The sequence below is a fragment of the Candidatus Endomicrobiellum cubanum genome (genome assembly GCF_031278955.1).
Taxonomy (GTDB): domain Bacteria; phylum Elusimicrobiota; class Endomicrobiia; order Endomicrobiales; family Endomicrobiaceae; genus Endomicrobiellum; species Endomicrobiellum cubanum.
In genome coordinates this window covers 1-18,074 of record NZ_JAITJM010000006.1, presented here as the reverse complement: position 1 = coordinate 18,074, position 18,074 = coordinate 1, and the positions used below count along the sequence as shown (strand labels likewise).

Annotated in this window: 13 protein-coding genes and 1 pseudogene; 13 read left to right on the top strand and 1 reads right to left on the bottom strand. The window is 30.3% G+C overall.

Annotation, left to right across the window (positions count from 1 at the left end; genetic code table 11):
* Positions 1 to 36: 36 nt before the first annotated feature.
* The 7 genes from LBD57_RS00495 to LBD57_RS00465 all read left to right on the top strand — a co-directional run bounded on the left by LBD57_RS00495 (position 37) and on the right by LBD57_RS00465 (position 7,851).
* The gene (locus LBD57_RS00495; RefSeq protein ID WP_373469393.1) at positions 37 to 543 is read left to right on the top strand and encodes a nitroreductase family protein; all 507 of its coding nucleotides are present in this window, start codon (positions 37 to 39) and stop codon (positions 541 to 543) included.
* Complete coding sequence (argS, locus tag LBD57_RS00490; protein WP_373469392.1) at positions 540 to 2,195, top strand: arginine--tRNA ligase; 1,656 nt, start codon at positions 540 to 542, stop codon at positions 2,193 to 2,195. Before LBD57_RS00495 ends, argS begins: the two co-directional genes overlap by 4 nt.
* Before the next feature lie 112 nt (positions 2,196 to 2,307).
* Complete coding sequence (locus LBD57_RS00485; RefSeq protein ID WP_373469391.1) at positions 2,308 to 3,984, top strand: ATP-binding protein; 1,677 nt, start codon at positions 2,308 to 2,310, stop codon at positions 3,982 to 3,984.
* Between the two features lie 10 nt (positions 3,985 to 3,994).
* Positions 3,995 to 5,530, top strand: a complete 1,536-nt coding sequence (locus LBD57_RS00480; RefSeq protein WP_373469390.1) for an MBL fold metallo-hydrolase — start codon at positions 3,995 to 3,997, stop codon at positions 5,528 to 5,530.
* Positions 5,531 to 6,514, top strand: a complete 984-nt coding sequence (locus LBD57_RS00475; RefSeq protein WP_373469389.1) for a tetratricopeptide repeat protein — start codon at positions 5,531 to 5,533, stop codon at positions 6,512 to 6,514. It abuts the gene before it with no gap.
* Positions 6,515 to 7,222: 708 nt separating this feature from the next.
* On the top strand, positions 7,223 to 7,465 hold the full coding sequence (locus LBD57_RS00470) for a helix-turn-helix domain-containing protein (RefSeq protein ID WP_373469388.1): 243 nt from the start codon (positions 7,223 to 7,225) through the stop codon (positions 7,463 to 7,465).
* A gap of 26 nt (positions 7,466 to 7,491) precedes the next feature.
* On the top strand, positions 7,492 to 7,851 hold the full coding sequence (locus LBD57_RS00465) for a hypothetical protein (protein ID WP_373469387.1): 360 nt from the start codon (positions 7,492 to 7,494) through the stop codon (positions 7,849 to 7,851).
* A 327-nt stretch (positions 7,852 to 8,178) separates the two neighbouring features.
* On the opposite strand, the gene murA is transcribed toward LBD57_RS00465, so the two are convergent.
* The gene (murA, locus tag LBD57_RS00460; RefSeq protein ID WP_373469386.1) at positions 8,179 to 9,435 is read right to left on the bottom strand and encodes a UDP-N-acetylglucosamine 1-carboxyvinyltransferase; all 1,257 of its coding nucleotides are present in this window, start codon (positions 9,433 to 9,435) and stop codon (positions 8,179 to 8,181) included.
* A gap of 622 nt (positions 9,436 to 10,057) precedes the next feature.
* Between murA and LBD57_RS00455 the strand changes: the two genes are divergently transcribed.
* The 6 genes and pseudogenes from LBD57_RS00455 to LBD57_RS00430 all read left to right on the top strand — a co-directional run.
* The gene (locus LBD57_RS00455; RefSeq protein ID WP_373469385.1) at positions 10,058 to 11,332 is read left to right on the top strand and encodes a TolC family protein; all 1,275 of its coding nucleotides are present in this window, start codon (positions 10,058 to 10,060) and stop codon (positions 11,330 to 11,332) included.
* Entirely contained in the window at positions 11,329 to 12,249 is a 921-nt protein-coding gene (locus LBD57_RS00450) for an efflux RND transporter periplasmic adaptor subunit (RefSeq protein ID WP_373469384.1), read from the top strand. The genes LBD57_RS00455 and LBD57_RS00450 overlap by 4 nt, the downstream gene beginning before the upstream one ends.
* Positions 12,246 to 14,210 (top strand): ABC transporter permease, encoded by a 1,965-nt coding sequence (locus LBD57_RS00445; RefSeq protein WP_373469383.1) that lies wholly within the window; start codon positions 12,246 to 12,248, stop codon positions 14,208 to 14,210. The genes LBD57_RS00450 and LBD57_RS00445 overlap by 4 nt, the downstream gene beginning before the upstream one ends.
* Before the next feature lie 189 nt (positions 14,211 to 14,399).
* Complete coding sequence (alaS, locus tag LBD57_RS00440) at positions 14,400 to 17,150, top strand: alanine--tRNA ligase (RefSeq protein ID WP_373469382.1); 2,751 nt, start codon at positions 14,400 to 14,402, stop codon at positions 17,148 to 17,150.
* A gap of 459 nt (positions 17,151 to 17,609) precedes the next feature.
* Positions 17,610 to 17,816: pseudogene (locus LBD57_RS00435) on the top strand (hypothetical protein); the annotation flags it as partial.
* Between the two features lie 7 nt (positions 17,817 to 17,823).
* On the top strand, positions 17,824 to 18,074 hold a 251-nt coding region (locus LBD57_RS00430; RefSeq protein WP_373469381.1), incomplete at its 3' end, for a hypothetical protein.

Below are 18,074 nucleotides of genomic sequence, written 5' to 3'. Positions count from 1 at the left end.
ATATAATATTTATTAGTAAAAAGGGGAGGGGGTACAATGGATATTTTGCTTTCAAGAAAGAGTGTTCGTAAATATACAAACGAAGATGTAAAACAAGAAGATTTAGAATATATTTTGCGTGCAGCAATGTCTGCTCCTACGGCAAGAAACACAAGATGCTATTCTTTTATAGTTATAAAAGATAAGGAAATGTATAGAAAAATTGCAGCTGTTCATCAAGCAGCACAAATGATATTAAATGCGCCGCTTGCGATTTTAGTTGTAGGGGACAAATCTTTATCTTATGGTGAGTATTTACCTCAAGACTGTGCTGCATCAACTCAAAATATTCTTCTTGCTGCTACAGCAAGAGGTTATGGTTCTGTTTGGTGTGGAGTATATTCAAATGAAGAGAGGTCAAATGCCATATCAAAGCTATTTAATTTACCAGAAAACATAAAGCCTTTTTCTCTTGTTGTAGTTGGTAAGGCTCAAGATAATAATGATAGTCTTCCAAAAGACAGGTGGCAGCCAGAAAAAATAAAGTATGAGGCTTGGCAATGATAAAGCAAGATATAACAAAAAAGTTAAACAGTTTGGTTAACAGCTATTTGTTAAATAAAAATATAGATGAAAGCCTAAAATTTAGTATAGAAACTCCTCCTAAAAACATCAATGCTGATTTTGCGACTAATGCTGCGATGCTCATAGCCAAAAAAACTAAAATCAATCCGAGACTAGTAGCTCAAGAGTTGATAAACGAAATTCTTAATAAAATGTCTGACATAGTAGAAAAGGCAGAGATTGCCGGAGCTGGGTTTATAAATTTGCACATGAAAAACAGTGTTCTATATAAAGAACTCATTAGTATTCTTACTGAAAAAGAAAAATACGGAAAAGTTCTAAATAATAATAAAAAAGTTATGGTTGAATTTGTTTCAGCAAATCCAACTGGTCCTTTACATATTGGGCATGGAAGAGGAGCTGCTATAGGAGATTCTCTTTCTAGAATTTTAAAACACTTGGGGTACAATGTAACAAAAGAGTATTACTTAAATGATGTTGGCAATCAAATGCTTGTTTTGGCAAAATCTACAGAAATCAGATACAGGCAACTTAAAGGTGAACAAATTGAGCTTCCAGAAGGATACTATCAAGGAAGTTATATTACTGAAATAGCTAAACGTTTAATTTCAGAAGACAGAAATATTGAAGATATAGATTTTAAAACTGAATCAGTAAAAGATATTTTAAAAACTATAAAGAATGATTTAGAAGATTTTGCAGTAGAGTTTGATAATTGGTTTTCAGAAGAGACTATAGCATCTGTTAAAGATGATAGGGGACAGACTCAAGTGGATAAGTCTTGCGAATATTTTCTTTCAAAAGGTAATGCATATATAAAAGATAACGCGTTGTGGCTTGCTTCAACCAAGTTTGGCGATGATAAAGATAGGGTTTTAAAAAGAAGTGATGGGAGATATACATACCTTGCTTCAGATGTTGCTTATCATAAGAATAAATTTGAAAGAGGTTTTTCTAGACTTATAAACCTTTGGGGTGCAGACCACCATGGGTATGTAGCAAGAATCAAAGCCTGTATCCAAATGTTAGGTTTTAATAAAGATAACTTAAACATAATTTTGCACCAACTAGTTTCTTTGCTAAGAAACGGCGAGCCTGTTACTATGTCGACACGTACAGGAGAATTTGTAACTTTAAAAGAAGTTGTAGATGAAGTTGGAAAAGATGCTTGCAGATTTTTCTTTTTACTTAGATCTCCAGATTCTCCATTAGAATTTGACTTAGAGATTGCAAAAAAACAATCTAGCGAAAATCCTGTTTTTTATGTTCAGTATGTAAATGCTAGATGTAGTTCTATTATTAAAGAAAGCAAAAATAGAAAAGATATTATTGAAGATATCAATAAAATAGATTTAACGTTACTTAATACAAAAGAAGAGAGAGATTTAATAAAACAGCTTTCTACATTTTGTGATACACTTTTTTTATCTGAAAAATTGATGAGTCCACATTGTTTTACTACATACTTAATAGACCTTGCAGATAAATATCACACATTTTATGAAAAATGTCGCGTCTTAACTAATGATTCGAATCTTTCGTCTGCTCGTTTAAAGCTTGTTGAAAGTGTAATAGTAATAATACACAACGGGCTCAATCTTTTAGGTGTTTCTATTCTAGAAAAAATGTAAGAAAGCATTATTTAAAAGAATAGGGTGTTTTCTAAAACCCTTAATAAATAATAACAATCAAAAAATTATAAATTTTGATAGGGAGGTGGATTTCGTGTTAGCGCAGAGACTGGTGAAATGGACTAAAGAAGGTTTGGATTTCTGGAAAAAGAAAGGGGGGGGGGGGCGTAGTGTTTTTTTGAATGTTTTGATATCTGTTGGTTCTGTTAGTCAGACTGGATATGGGTTTGAAGATTTGGTAAATTCCATAAATAGTCAAAAATATAAAATCAAAAAATTATTTATAACAGATACTACATACTTATATAGACACTGTGTTCCTGAATTTGCTGTTTATCAAGATCAAAAACTTCAAACTCCTTGGCAGCAAAGTAATAAGGGAGCTCTTAGTAAGTTAGAAGTAGACACAGAAGTAAAATCTTGGGCAAATGAAATAAAAAGCGAGCTATTTTATCAATGGTATAAACAAATCCTTCAAGATTATACTTACGATAAAAGCTATAGAGAACTTACTAATGAAAACGCTTCAATAGCTGCCCTTAAAGGCAATTGTTCATTTGAACAATGTAGAAATTTTATACTAGAAGAAGGTGCTCATCTTTGTGCTGTTTTAAAGAATGCTGTTATAGCTTATCCTATGGCATTTTGTAGTTCTATTAGATTTTTAATTGAAAAGTATAAGTTAAATATAACGCATCTTACATATAAACTTTCTAGCTTTTCTAGAAAAAGAAATAGTATTAGTGATATAAAAATAGGAGATGTTGATCTTGAAAAAAAAGTTTTACCTTTTTTATTAAATACTTTAAATGCGAATTTTTTTATAATAGATAAAAGTGGGAAATACATATATAAAAATAATAAATTAGCTCAAGTTGTTGGCGACAGTCAAGCAAATGAAATAGATCCAAGGGCATGGTTAAGTTCTCAAAATGTTATGAAACAAAAAAAACAGATTGTAGTGGAAGAGAAAGGTCCTAAGGGTAAATACTATTTGTCTGTTAAAGCGCCGCTTAATATAAATGATGAAATTCATGGTATTATGGGATTGTCTATTGATATTACGGATAAAAAAAAGATACAAGAATTGGAATATGAGTTAAAAGTAGAACAGCAATTGCATACTTTTGCAAAATATGTAATACATGATATAAAGTCACTTGTCACTTCTTTAAAAATATTGGACCAACTAATCACAAAAAAACTCTCTGAAGATGAAAAAGAAATATTAGAGCTATCTATAGAAGGGATAGAAGGTATAACAAAAGGATTACTAGATAAATACTGTATTAAGAATACAAAAATTACCTGCACAGCTGAAAAGGAAGAGATTATTTACTTGCACGAATATTTACAGCATATAGTTTCACATAAACAACGTCAATTTAAACAACGAAATATAAACTTTAACTATGTGCAAAATAATAAAAAAGCATTTATTAAAGGAAGCAAGGCAAATTTTTCAAGGATGCTTTCCAATGTAATAAACAATGCTATTGAGGCGATAGAAGAAAATAAATCTGGAGAAATTAGCGTTTCATATAAAGTTATAGAAGATAATGTTGAGGTAAAAATAAAAGATAATGGGAAAGGTATGCCAAAAGAAATGGTACATAAGATCATGAATAAAGTGAGAATAGAACCTAGAAAAGAGAATGGTCATGGTATTGGTTTAGAACATATAATAAAAACTGTTGAAGAAATGAAAGGAAATATTTGTGTGTATAGCCAAGAAAATGAGGGCACAGAATTTGTATTTACATTTCAAACAACACACAAGAACAACTAGTATTTGATAAATGAAAAAATTAGTTTCAATATTTCTTAGCTTAATATTTTTTTTAAAGATTATTTACGCAGCCGTTTCTGTTACTCCTTATGGTGCAGCAGAAACAGTTTCTGGAAGTTGTTTTCTTTTAGAGGATGAGAATTTTAGCATTATTGTTGATTGTGGTATTTTTATGGATGAAGATTTGGAAGATACAGAAAATAAAAATAGGATTATAGAACCTAAACTTCTTAAAGCCAATGCTCTTTGTTTAACCCATGCTCATTTAGATCATAGTGGTAAAATTCCTCTTCTGATAAGTAGTGGTTTTGTTGGTAAAATTTATTCTACAAATGCCACAAAAGAAATAGCTTTAGAGCTTTTTAAAGACAGGAATGGTTTTGATTTAATAAAAAGAAACTGGTTTTGGTCTTTAAGTCAAAAAGAGAGATCTAAACATAAAAAAAGTTTTGTGATCGCTCATTGGCGACCAGAATGTAAAGAAAATATTAAATCTTTGGAGTATTCAAAAGAATTAACTTATTTAGATGATTTGGGAAAACAAGAGGGTCTGAAGTTTTTATTATGTAAGAATTGTTGTGATTTAGAAACTAAAGAGATAGAAAAACATTTTATTACTGTAGACTATAACCTAGAAAATAATTTATCTGAAAATTTAACAGTAAAATTTATAAATGCTGGGCATATACCAGGTTCTGCGAGTTTGATGTTTAATTTGAAGAGTAAAAGAATTTTATTTTCTGGAGATTTAGGCAGCGGGCATTCTAGATTTAATGGAATGTTTGATATTCCAGAAAAGTCAGACTTAATTTTTATGGAAGCAACTTATGGTTCTAATAGAAAAAATTCTATTAAGCAATACAAATTTTTCAGAAAAGACTTAGTTAAAGCTATTTCTAAAAACAAAATTGTATGGATTCCAGCGTTATCACTTAATAGGACCCAAAAAGTTTTATACGAATTAAAATTAATGCAGGAAGAAGGATTACTTTCACAACAACTGCCAATTTATTCTGTATCTCCAAGTGCAAATTCAATTACTTCTTTATATCAAAAAGAATTGTCTAATGTAGAAAGTCAAAAGGATTGGTTTTTAAAAGATATTTATCAAAAAGGCTCAATTTTGCCAAAAGAAGCAAGACTTCAAATGATAAGAAATTATACCAAGCAGATGATATTATTTTCATCAAGCGGAGATTTAGATAAAGGAAAATCTTTTCAACTTACGCCTACAATGCTATCCAATAAGAATGTTTTTGTAATGTTAGTAAGTTATGTTAGTCCTTTAAGTAACGCAGGACTTGCTCTTAAAGGTAAAAAATTACACAATGGGTCAAAAAGCATTGCAAGTATAAAACAATATGACGTTTTTTCTGACCATGCAGATTTTGATATGTTACAAAAATGGCTGTTAAACCAAAATAAAAACACTAAGATTTATATTATTCATTCAACTAAACAGCATTCCCAGGACATTATAAAAGCTTTACGAAAAGAAGGCTTTAAAAATATGGATACTGCAAAAATAGGAGTAAGTATAAATTAAATGTTAAAAAAGAGAGCAGACACTAATTTAAAAAACAGCATAATATTTACATTGTTTTTTTTAAGTTTAGCTACTGGATTGTACTTTTTTAGGATTTTTTATTACTCCAAAGATTATATATTAGAGAGGGCAAATTATTATTTTTTTGATGAAAAATATTTTTTTGCAGTTAGATATTTTGATAAAGCTATAAAATTAAAGACATTAGATATAGAGGTATATAAGGATTATGCGCAATCTTTGCTTAAATTAGAAAATTACGATTTAGCAATAAAATATTTTAAACTTGTCGTTGAGCTTGATCCTTTTGATTTTGAAAATTATTATGCTTTAGCCAATATTCTCTATACTAAGGCTTGTAATACAAATAATAGAAAACTTTTTTTACAAGCTTGCCAGTACCTTAAAGAAGCTATTAATTTAAATCCAAATTCTGAAAAATTGTATTTGCTTATAGGCTTATGTTATAGAAGATGCTCTCTTTATAATGAGGTAAGATTATTTTATAATAAGGCTTTGGTATCGCAAAAGTTTAACAAAGCTAGTTTTTACAACCTTATTGGCAATACATTCAGACAAGAAGGATTAAATCAAAATGCTTTAGATTATTATCAGAAAGCTAAAGAGAGCGACCCTCTCTTTTTTATTGCTTATTACAATATAGGAGATATATATTTTCATCTTAGAGATTTCGCACAAGCTTTATCTTGGTATAAAAAATCTATAGAAGTTAATAAAGAATTTATCGCAGGCTATTTAAAAATTGCAGGCATATACTATCAAGATAATAGGTTTAAAAGTTCTAAAGATTGGGCATTAGAAGCTCTAAAAATTAATCCTAATAATCCTAAAGTAAACTATATTTTAGGGATGTCTTTATATTATCTTAACGAGAAAGAAAAAGGTTTAAAATATTTAAAATATGCAGCAAACTATGGTGATAGTGAAGCTATGTTAAGCTTAAAAACTATTAATTTGGAGTAAAAGTGTTTTATAGTAAAAAATACTTGTTTTTTATATTAGTTACTATAATGATAATAGTTCTTTATAGTTTTATTTATAGTTTTCTTGAATTGGTTAATATCAATTTTAATTTTATCTTAGGTTTTTTTACTTTTTATATTGTTATTCTACTTAGTTGTTTTTTAGTTTCTTTAGGGGTATTTACAATTTTTAAATATGGGCACAGATTAATTTTATTTATCTTTAGAAAAAAATACAAAAACTTGAGTTTAAAAATATTATGGTATCTCTTTACATATCTTACTTACATTACAATTTTTATTATTTTTTTTAAAATTACAGAATATTAGGTTCTGCCTAAAGTCCTAATGAATACCCTTGCTGCGTCTTTTTCGCCACCTGACTTGACCTTTCGGGGGACCCCATTTCATCTTTTTTATGAGTGATTTCCCCTTTTTTTCGTTAAAGCGGTCAAGTCAGGGGAAAAATGTATCTCTGCATTTTTTGCCTTGCCCTGTCAAAAAAATTTACAGCATTTATGTGCTTTAAGGATTTTAGCCCATATAAATGAAATGCATACAATATAGTTTGTACTAATTAATAAAAAATAATACTAAACGATATTCACTATATAATAATTTGATATAAAAAAATAGCTATTGACAAAATATAATAAAATTTATATGATTTTAATGCAAATAAAGAAATAATGATAAAAAAGAGAGAAAAATGGAAGAAATACAAAATAAACAAATTATGGATATTAAAGAGGTGTCAGAATATTTAGGTATAGGGAAGTCTAAGATATATAGTCTTATTAAAATGAAAAAAATTCCAGCTTATAAAATTGGAAGGCAATATAGGTTCTCTAAAGAAATAGTTGATGGTTGGTTAAAAGATAAAATTATTACCAAGAAAGATAATACTGCTGCTCAAAATACAGTCTCTGTTAAGCTCGGACAAGAAAAATAAAAATTTGCAGTTACAGGAGGTGTACAATGGCTGAAAAAGTAGAGAAGGTTGGTGTAAAAAGAGAATCCGGATACCTTTATTTTATCGACAAAAATGGTGATGTTTCCAGAGCTTTAATGGCAAGAGGCGGGAAAAAAGGTGGGAAGCCTTCAAAAGTAGTAAAAGTTGGTTTAAAGAAAGAAGCAGGATATCTTTACTTTATTGATAAAAATGGAGATATTTCCAGATCAGTAATGAGTAGAGGTGGCAAAAAGAAGAAGTCTAAGAAAAAAGTTGCAAAAAAAGTAATTAAGAAAAAAGCAGGCAAGAAAGCTGTAAAAAAAATGTCAAAGAAAGTGGTTAAAAAAGCTGTAAAGAAAACAGCTAAAAAAAGTAAAAAGAAATAATGTTAACAAGCAAAAAAGGCTTTAGTAGTTTTTAGGTTTACTGCTAAGGCCTTTTTTTGCATATTGAGCTCTGACTTTACAGATTTAGACCATTTTCCTATTGCCGGTAAAAACAGATACTAATTATCAAATAGTGTCGAGAAAATAATTTCGTAGTTAATGCTTTATAGGGTTTTACTTCATATTTTATCAAATCTCTTTTATGCTTCTAAAATCCACAAAGAAGTCCTGCGTTTTGCCTAGAGTTGTCAAAAAATTCACAGTATATAAATTAATTAGAGGTTTTAAACAGATCTAAAATATTAAATTTAAAGAGGGTTTGTAAATTTAGTTTTTGATCCTTTTAATGTTTGCCCCAAGTTTTTTTAACTTTTTTTCAAGCATATCATAGCCTCTATCTAAATGATAAATCCTTGAAACGATAGTTTGCCCCTCTGCAGCAAGTCCAGCCAAAACTAAAGCTGCACCTGCTCTTAAATCTGAAACCATTACAGGCGCCCCTGACAATTTTTTTACACCTTTTATTAGAACTTCTTTTTCATTTATTGTGATATCTGCTCCAAGTCTTTTAAGTTCCGGAACATGCATAAATCTGTTTTCAAAAATCGTTTCAGTTATTTTAGAATTACCTTTAGCAAGGCACATTAATGCCATCCATTGAGCTTGTACATCTGTAGGAAATCCTGGATAAACGTCAGTCTTTATATTTTTAGGATTTAAATATTTTGTCCACTTTATAGAAATTGTGTCTTTTGTTTCGTTTATTGTCATACCACAATTCTTTAGATTTTTACTTACAGCACAAAGATGTTTCGGAGTAACATTCTTAAGTGTAATTTGGCCCTTTGTAATTGCAGCTGCGATCATATAAGTTGCGGCTTCTATTCTATCAGGAATTACAGGATGAGAGAATCCTTTTAGCTTTTTTACTCCATGTATAACTATTTCTTTTGTTCCTGCTCCTGTGATACTTGCTCCCATTTTAGTTAAAACGTTTGCTAAATCTTCTATTTCAGGCTCGGTAGCTGCATTAATAATGGTAGTTTTTCCTTCTGCTAAAACTGCGCTAAGTAATACATTTTCTGTAGCCCCAACACTAGGGAAATTAAAATGTATAGTATTACCTTTTAACCCATTTTTTGCGGAAGTTTTTACATATCCTCCATCTATAGAAATTTCTACCCCAAGATGTTTAAATGCATCTAAATGTATGTCAATTGGCCTAGAGCCTATTGTGCAACCTCCAGGCAAAGATACGTCAACTTTTTTAAGTCTTGCAAGTAACGGGCCCATTATTAAAATACTGGCTCTCATTTTTCTTATTAAATCGTATGGAGCAATATGCTTATATTTTTCTTTAGATAGAATTTTTACAACACTACCTTTTTTTACTGCTAGTTTCCCTATAAAATTTAAAAGCCCTATTGTTGTGTCAACATCTGCTAAAGACGGTACATTTTTTATTGTTACAGCTTCATCTGTAAGTAAAGAAGCAAATAAGATAGGTAAAGTAGAATTTTTTGAACCTGATATTTTTACTTCTCCCTTTAATTGATTGCCGCCGTGTATTAAAATTTTATCCATTATAAAAGGTCTCCGAAAAGATAATAAAGGATTTCTCTAACCTTTCTTAGGCGTATAGTTGCAGTGAATTTTTTGACGCAACAGTGCGCAAAATGCGCAGTAAAAGATATGTGCTAAGGTTTTTAGAGAAACCCAATATATACTACTAAACATGGCCAAGTAATATCAAATATTATTTGGCCATGTTTAAATTTAGTAGTGCAGAAAATAAAACATATTTTTAGTGTGAAGAATATGTCTTAGTTATAGAATTTATGAAGGAATTGCGTTCAACGTCATTGAAGTGATTAAAAAGTCCTCCAATATCAAAAGTATTATTTTTTAACAGGTGTTATGTAAGAGTGATAATTATATAGTCACTTAGCAGAAACTAGAGAGTAGATAAAATTAATAACTTCCTATCTATTTTCCTGTGATAAGTTTGTAAAAATAAGGGATACAAGAGAGGAGAGAAATCTATTTTTATATAGAACCTGACTTGACCTTTTTAACGAAAAAAAGGAAAAATTACTCATAAAAAAGGAGGAATGGGGGAATCCTAATGCTCAAGTTAGGTATTAAAAACTGTTAAAAATTGATATAATCCATAATTAGTAAATTTATTATATTCTTATGGGATTTTATGCGAAAAATTTTATTTGGATTAGTTGTAGTATTATTTTTTTGTCCTTATATTTTCTCTGAGACAATAGATATTTCTATGGTTGAAGAGCAGACTATAAAAAATAACCCTCGTTTAAAAGTAGCTCAGCAAGACTTAAATAATGCTAAACAAGAGTATTATAGTACATTCAGTTCTTTTTTGCCAAAAGTAGTTGCTTCAGGAAGAGTGTCTGATACTAAAAATGAGTTACAAAGTTTAAATATAATTAGAGATTATTCGTTAGCAATAGAAGGATCCCTATCTTTATTTGAAGGTTTTTCGTCATATAATGAACTAAGAGAAAAATCTGCTAAACTTAAAGTTGCTCAAGCTGATTACAATAGAGTGGTTTCTGATATTAGATATGAAGTTCATTGCTGTTATATCAATTTAATGTGGGCGTATGAAACAGTTTCTTTATTAGAAAAAATAAAAGAAAGACGTAAAGAAAATAGAGACTTAATACAGCTTAAATATAATTCTGGTAATGTTGATATCGGTTCTTTAAAAAGATGTGATGCTGATGTTGCTTTAGCAGAATATAATTTAGAGAAAGCAAAAAGAAATATACAAACAGCTAGTGCAGCTTTGCTTAATGCTATAGGTAGAAGTGACGACATAATAATTGAAAAATCAATTTATCACCTTTGGCATAAAGATAAAATTTTGCAAAAGCCGGACTACAGTGTCCTAATAAAAACAATCCCAGAATTTTTAAATGCGCAATATAGTTTTGAGATGTATAAATCTATAAATCATAAGACCAAAAGTCAATGGTTACCATCTGTAAATTTGTTTGGCAGTGTTGGCAAAAATGATTATAAATGGATTCCAGAAGCACAAAATAGTACAGCAAGACTTACAATTTCTTATCCACTTTTTACTGGCAGCAAAAGATATAGAGATGTTAAAATAGCATCAAATCAAATGAAAATTGCTTCTTATAAATTTGCAAGTACAATCAACTTTTTAAAATCTAAAGCAATAGAAAACTATAATAACTTATTAGACGCTTGTGAAGTTATAGCAACAAGGGCATTTTATGTTGAATCCTCAAAACTTCAGTCAGAAATTTCTACAAAAAAATATATTAATGGGCTTTGTAATTATTATGATTGGTACTCGATACAAAATGATTATATATCAGCCCAGCAGAATTTATTAGATGCAAAAAAGGATGCATCTATTATGGAAGCAAAATGGTTAAATTTTATAGGAAAAGGCTTTGATAGCGATAAAGAGGAACATAAATGAAAAAGACATTTTTAATTTTAGGAATTTTATCTGTAGCTATACTTGTTTTTGCTACTTTAAGACCTTCTGTTCACAAAATAGAAATACAAGAAAAACTTCAATCAAGAGAATTGTATGTTGAATTTAGAGAGACTGGCTGGGTAACACCGCGCAATAGACTAGAAATAAAATCTCCTTTTGCAGGCAGAATAGAAAAGATTTTAGTTAATGAAGGTGACGAAATAAAAAAAGGACAAATAATTATTTGGATGAGTTCTAGCGAAAGAGCTGCTATGATAGACGCAGCAAGAGCAATCAGTGATGAAGAATATGTAAGATGGCAAGAGATTTATAAGCCTACACCAATAGTAGCACCTATGAGTGGATTTATTATATATAGACAAAAAGAACCAGGCCAAACAGTCACTGCTTCAGATGGAATTTTAGTAATGGCTGACGATTTAATTATAAATGCACAGATAGATGAAACAGATTTAAGGTATATAAGTATAGGGAAAAAGCTTAGTATGTATTTAGATGCTTATCCTCAAGAACTATTTGAGGGTGTTATAGAACATATCTCTTATGAGTCTAGGATTATAAGCAATGTTACGGTTTACGAAATAAGGATAAAACCTATATCAAAACCTAAAGTATTTAGATCTGGCATGACAGCTACCATAACTATAAGTGCCGAGTCAAAAAGTAATGCTAAATCTATATCAGATAGTTTTATTACAGAAAAAGACGGTAAAAAAACTGTTATAGTAAATACAGGTTCTGGCAAAAAACTTGTATTTGAAACAAAAGAAGTTACAACAGGTGTGACAGATGGTAAATATACAGAAATTATTTCAGGGTTAAATGATACTGACACAGTAGTTATTTTACGCCAACAAAAGAAGGCAAAAACGAAATCTTTAATGAGAAATAAATGAAAGTAATAGAATTAAAAGGCGTCAAGAAAACATATCATTTAGAAAAATTAGATGTTCCGGTTCTGCATGGGATCAATTTAGAAATAAGCCAGGGCGAGTTTGTAGCAATAATGGGGCATTCAGGAAGCGGAAAATCTACATTGCTTAACATATTAGGTTTATTAGATAAACCTACAGAAGGGTCATATAAATTAGCTGGAATAGAAATATCAAAATACACAGAAATAGAATTGGCTGCTTTAAGGAATCACTATTTAGGATTTGTATTTCAACAGTTTAATCTTTTACCAAAATTAACAATATTGGAAAATGTTGCTTTACCGGTGATGTATTCAAATTCAAAAGATGAGAAAGTACATGAAGATGCATTAAAGTTATTAGAAAGAGTAGGCCTTTCAGAAAGGGTAAACCATAAACCAAATGAGATATCAGGTGGACAGCAACAAAGAGTAGCAATAGCAAGAGCATTAATAAATAAACCATTAATAATTTTTGCAGATGAACCTACAGGAAATCTAGACACAAAATCAACAAAAGAAATAATAAAAATATTGAAAGATTTAAATAATTCTGGAATAACAATAGTAATGGTAACACACGAACCAGAACTGACTGCGTATGCAACAAGAACAATAACCGTTCAAGATGGACTAATAGTAGCAGATGCTCAAACCACCCTACAGGAAAAAGAAACAAAAGCTAAAAGAGAAAAAAAAGTAACCAGAAAAAATTTTTCAATAATAAGAATAAAAGACTATTTTGTACAAGCGTATAGGTCATTAAAAGGCAATAAAATGAGATCAATCCTATCAATATTAGGTGTTATGATAGGGGTGTCAAGCTTAATAGCAATGCTTGCAGTTGGCACAGGGGCAAAAAAATCTGTAGAAGAGCAAGTTTCAAGTTTAGGGTCTAATCTTTTGATGGTAAGTCCTGGCGCTTCCCAAAAGAGTGGTATTTCTCAAGAAACCGGCGCTTTGATGAGATTAAAAATGGAAGATATAGAAGATTTAGAAAAGAATGTAAAAGGTATACAAGCTATTTCAGGCTACTGTATTGGAAGAGGTCAGGTTGTTGCAAATGGTCACAACTATAATACAAGGCTTGAAGGGGTTTCTCCTGACTATGTAGATTTAAGATCTTCTTATCCTTCTAGAGGAAGATTTTTTACAAAAGAAGAAGATATGGAAAGGAAAAAAGTTGTATTGCTTGGGGAGACTGTAATAAAAGAAATTTATGGAGATAAAGATTTTAATCCTATAGGTGAATATATAAAAATTAATAGAATTGACTTTCAAGTTATAGGTGTTTTGCCTGTGAAAGGTTCTAAAGGTTGGAAAGATGAAGATGATAAAATTTTAATCCCTTTAAATACAGCGCTCCATAGAGTTTTTGGTATTAATGTTTTAAATTATTTAGATGTGCAAGTAAAAGACAACGCTGATATGTCAAAAATATCAGAGGATATTATAACAAGATTACTGTTTACACATAGAATGCCTTCTGGTGATAGAGATGCTGTAAGAGTTCTTAATATGGCAGATTTACAAGAGGCTATGTCTGCTATGGCAAGAGCATTCTCTTTACTTTTAGGGTCAATAGCATTTATAAGTTTATTGGTGGGTGGTATAGGAATAATGAACATAATGTTTGTTTCTGTTTCAGAAAGGACAAAAGAAATAGGATTAAGAAAAGCTATAGGTGCAAATAATAAAGATATATTGTTCCAGTTTATAATAGAGTCAGTATTTGTTTGTTGTGCAGGTGGTATTATTGGAATACTTTTTGGAGCAGGAGTATCTTTTATAATAAGTAAATTTGCGCAATGGGATACTGTTATAACGTTATTTTCAATAATGCTTGCTTTTTGTTTTTCCTGTCTTATTGGAATTATTTTTGGAGTATGGCCTGCAAGGAAAGCTTCATTATTAAACCCTATAGAAGCTTTAAGACACGATTAGAGTTTTTAGACATACCCATCTGAGAAAACATAGCAACTTTTTACTATTAAATTGCAAAATTTTATAAAAAAATCACATTTAAATGTTAAGATTCAAATAAAATTGTTTATAATAAATTTGTAGCTGGGCCTATATAAAAAGTAGTTGAAGTTATATACGCTATTGTTGTACTAAATAGCATAGGGTAACGTGGCGATTATAACAGCGATTGCTAATGCGAAAAAAGTAGATGGTCATGATAATTATGACCATCTACTTTTTTATTTGAGTTGGTATAAAATTTTTAGTAAAATTACAATCACTATGAACAATAAACAATCATCAAAAATTAGAGCAGAATTTCTAGATTTTTTCAAAAAAAACGGTTGTGCTATAGTCCCTTCAGATTCTCTTATCCCTACTGGGGATAAAACTTTACTTTTTACTTCAGCCGGCATGGTCCAGTTTAAACAGCACTTTTTAGGACAAAGCAAAGATTCTTTTACAAGAGCAGCAAGCTGTCAAAAATGTTTTAGAACTTCAGATATAGATCAGGTGGGATTTACTACAAGGCATCTAACTTTTTTTGAGATGCTTGGCAACTTTTCTTTTGGCGATTATTTTAAAGAAGAGGCAATTGACTGGGCATGGGAATTTTTAACTAAAAATATGTCTTTACCAAAAGGTAAGCTATACATTACAGTTTATAAAGATGATGATGAAGCTAGAGAAATTTGGAAAAAAATTGTTCCTGAAAATAGAATTATAAGAATGAATGATGATACAAATTTTTGGAATATGGGAGATACAGGTCCATGCGGCCCTTGTTCAGAAATATTAATAGATTTGGGTCTGGATATGAGTTGTGGCAAACCAACTTGTGGTCCAAGCTGTAATTGTAATAGGTATCTTGAGGTATGGAATCTAGTCTTTACGCAATTTGATAGACAAATAGATGGGTCATTAGAAAATTTACCTAGAAAAAATATAGATACTGGTATGGGGTTAGAAAGAATTGTTGCAACAGCAAACGGCAAAAATAATATTTTTGATACCGACTTATTTGTTCCAATAATGGACATGGCTGCAAATATTTTAAAGATAAAGAAAGAAGATGGGACCATCTCAAAATTGAGAATGATTGCAGATCATGCAAGGGCAGCAGCATTTTTAATTTCAGATGGGATATTGCCTTCAAATGAAGGTAGAGGCTATGTTTTAAGAAGGATTTTAAGAAGGGCAGTAAGACAAGGTAAACTTTTTGGATATGATAAACCATTTTTGAATGAACTTTCTAAAACAGTTTTAGATATTATGGGTACAGCTTATCCAGAGACTTCTTCTAGATTTAGTAATATAAAGTCTATTATCCAAAAAGAAGAGGAAAAATTTTTGGAAACGTTAGAATTGGGTTCTCAAATACTTTCTGATACTATAAATGTCTATAAATCTAAAAAGTTAAAAACTATAGAGGGGAAAGATGTTTTTAAACTTTATGATACGTATGGATTTCCTTACGATTTAACAAAAGAAATTGTAAACGAAAAGGGTTTAGATGTTGACGAAAAGGGTTTTAAAGAAGAGCAAAAGAATGCTCAAGATAAGTCCAGGGTTGCTTGGAGTGGTTCTGGAGAAAAAGATATAACTTTTTATTCTATACTTCACAAAAAAACAAATGATACTATTTTTGTTGGTTATGAAAATATGGTAACAGAAGGGAAAGTTTTAAGTTTAATAAAAGATGACAAAGAAGTTACAGAATTAAAAGAGGGAGAAAATGGAGAAATCATCCTTTCTCAAACGTCTTTTTATGCTCACTCAGGCGGACAGAATGCAGATACTGGAAAAATAGAAAATAATAATTTTGAAGCTGAAGTTTACGATGTAATTAAACCAATTGGCAATCTATTTGTGCACAAGATAAAAGCTATAAAAGGTGTGCTTAAAATAAGTGACGATGTTGCCACAATAATAGACGTTCAACGCAGAAAGCAAGTAGAAAGGCACCATACTGCAACACATATTCTTCACAAAGCTTTAAGAGAAGCTTTCGGTCAGCATGTCGCACAAGCAGGCTCTTTAGTTACAGATCAGTATTTGCGGTTTGATTTTACTCATTTTTCTCAAATAAGTAAGGAAGATTTAATAAAAATAGAGAAGAGAGTTAATTCTGTAATAAGAGCTAATTCACAGGTATGTATTGAAAGCATGGACATAAACAAAGCGCGTAATTTTGGGGCTACGGCTTTGTTTGGTGAGAAGTATGGTGATATTGTAAGAACAGTATCAATAAAAAACGAAATAGATAATATCAACTATTCAATGGAGCTTTGTGGTGGTACCCACATAAATAGAACAGGAGACATTGGTATATTTAAAATTGTTTCAGAATCTTCTGTTGGTAACGGTGTAAGACGTATAGAAGCTGTTGTAGGCACAGCTGCAGAAAACTATATTTTAGAAGAAGAGAAAATAGTAAAAAAAATAACTGAAATTTTAAGTTCTTCTAAAGATGATCTTGTAAATAAAATACAGAAGCAGATTTTAGATTATAAAAAGTTGCAAGAGGAGCTTGATTCATTAAAAGATAGATTAATATCAAGCGAGTTAAACTCCTATGTAGACCAAGTTAAAAAAGTTAATGGAATTAATTTTTTGCCAGTTGTGCTGTATGGCATTGATGTAAAAGAGTTAAGAAAAGTATCAGATGACTTAAAAGAAAAAATAAAATCAGTAGTATTGTTAATAATTTCAAAGTGTGAAGATAAACTTTCATTTATAGTTTCTGCTACGCCTGACTATGTTAAAACCGGAATAAATGCAGGAAACATAGCCAAAGCCTTTGCATTAGATATTAATGGTTCAGGTGGAGGTAAGCCTGACTTTGCACAGGGTGGGGCAAAAGACATGTCAAAATTAGATGCAGCTATAAAAAAGGCGGTGCAGCACATACATAAATAGCAAAATATTATGGTACCCCCTACATATAGATAAGCGTTGCTTATATTGTAACTCTTCACAAAAAACAAAATTCTATAATCTCAGATCTCAGAATCTAGAAAAGCTTATTACATAGGCCAAAGTGCTTGTCTAAAAATCTTAATGTGTATAAATTTGACAAAGCATAAGCATGTCAAAAACGCAGGGTTTATGTGTGGTAAACACAAGTTTTTTAACGCAGGAGTACCCAAAAAAGTACAGTCAAGGTATGCGTTAAGAGTTTTTAGATCCCTAATAACAAACATACAAATTTTTAAATAATATCTTTTATTGATAAGAGGAAATTATGGCAACAGAAAGATTAGTAAAATGGAGTAAAGAAGCGAAGGAATTTTTTGAAAAAGCAGAAGATAATACCTGACTTGACCTTTCGGGGGAACCCAAAAGCTCAAGTCAGGAGAAGCGGTAGAGAAAAAAGAAGGCGTAGTAGATGTGTCATATAAAGTAAAAGGACAAGAAGTAGAAATAATAGTAAAAGACAATGGAGAAGGGATGCCGCAAGAGATGGTAGAAAAGATAAATAAAGGACTTTTAATAGAGAGCACGAAAATAAATGAACATGGAATAGTGTTAGGACAAGTAATAAAGGTAGTAAAAGAGATGGAAGTAGGGGGGGGGGGTAAGTAAGTTTATATTGAAATTTGCAAAAGCAGAAGTGCCTAGATGGTTTTTAAAAGATGTAAAAATAGCTAAAGGCAGTACAGTTGTGATATTAGATGCTGACATAACAATGCATGATAAATGGATAAGCCGATTTAAAGAATATGAGAATGATTTAATATTTAAATATTTTATAGATGGATTAGAAGCAATAGAATTCATGAATTCTATAGAAGATAAGAGTAAAGTGTTTTTATTTACAGATGATGAGTTAAGAAATCAAGG

Coding starts and splice junctions, on each gene's coding strand:
- LBD57_RS00495 (WP_373469393.1), top strand. CDS start 37: ATGGATATTTTGCTTTCAAGAAAGAGTGTTCGTAAATATACAAACGAA.
- argS (WP_373469392.1), top strand. CDS start 540: ATGATAAAGCAAGATATAACAAAAAAGTTAAACAGTTTGGTTAACAGC.
- LBD57_RS00480 (WP_373469390.1), top strand. CDS start 3,995: ATGAAAAAATTAGTTTCAATATTTCTTAGCTTAATATTTTTTTTAAAG.
- LBD57_RS00475 (WP_373469389.1), top strand. CDS start 5,531: ATGTTAAAAAAGAGAGCAGACACTAATTTAAAAAACAGCATAATATTT.
- LBD57_RS00470 (WP_373469388.1), top strand. CDS start 7,223: ATGGAAGAAATACAAAATAAACAAATTATGGATATTAAAGAGGTGTCA.
- LBD57_RS00465 (WP_373469387.1), top strand. CDS start 7,492: ATGGCTGAAAAAGTAGAGAAGGTTGGTGTAAAAAGAGAATCCGGATAC.
- murA (WP_373469386.1), bottom strand. CDS start 9,435: ATGGATAAAATTTTAATACACGGCGGCAATCAATTAAAGGGAGAAGTA.
- LBD57_RS00455 (WP_373469385.1), top strand. CDS start 10,058: ATGCGAAAAATTTTATTTGGATTAGTTGTAGTATTATTTTTTTGTCCT.
- LBD57_RS00450 (WP_373469384.1), top strand. CDS start 11,329: ATGAAAAAGACATTTTTAATTTTAGGAATTTTATCTGTAGCTATACTT.
- LBD57_RS00445 (WP_373469383.1), top strand. CDS start 12,246: ATGAAAGTAATAGAATTAAAAGGCGTCAAGAAAACATATCATTTAGAA.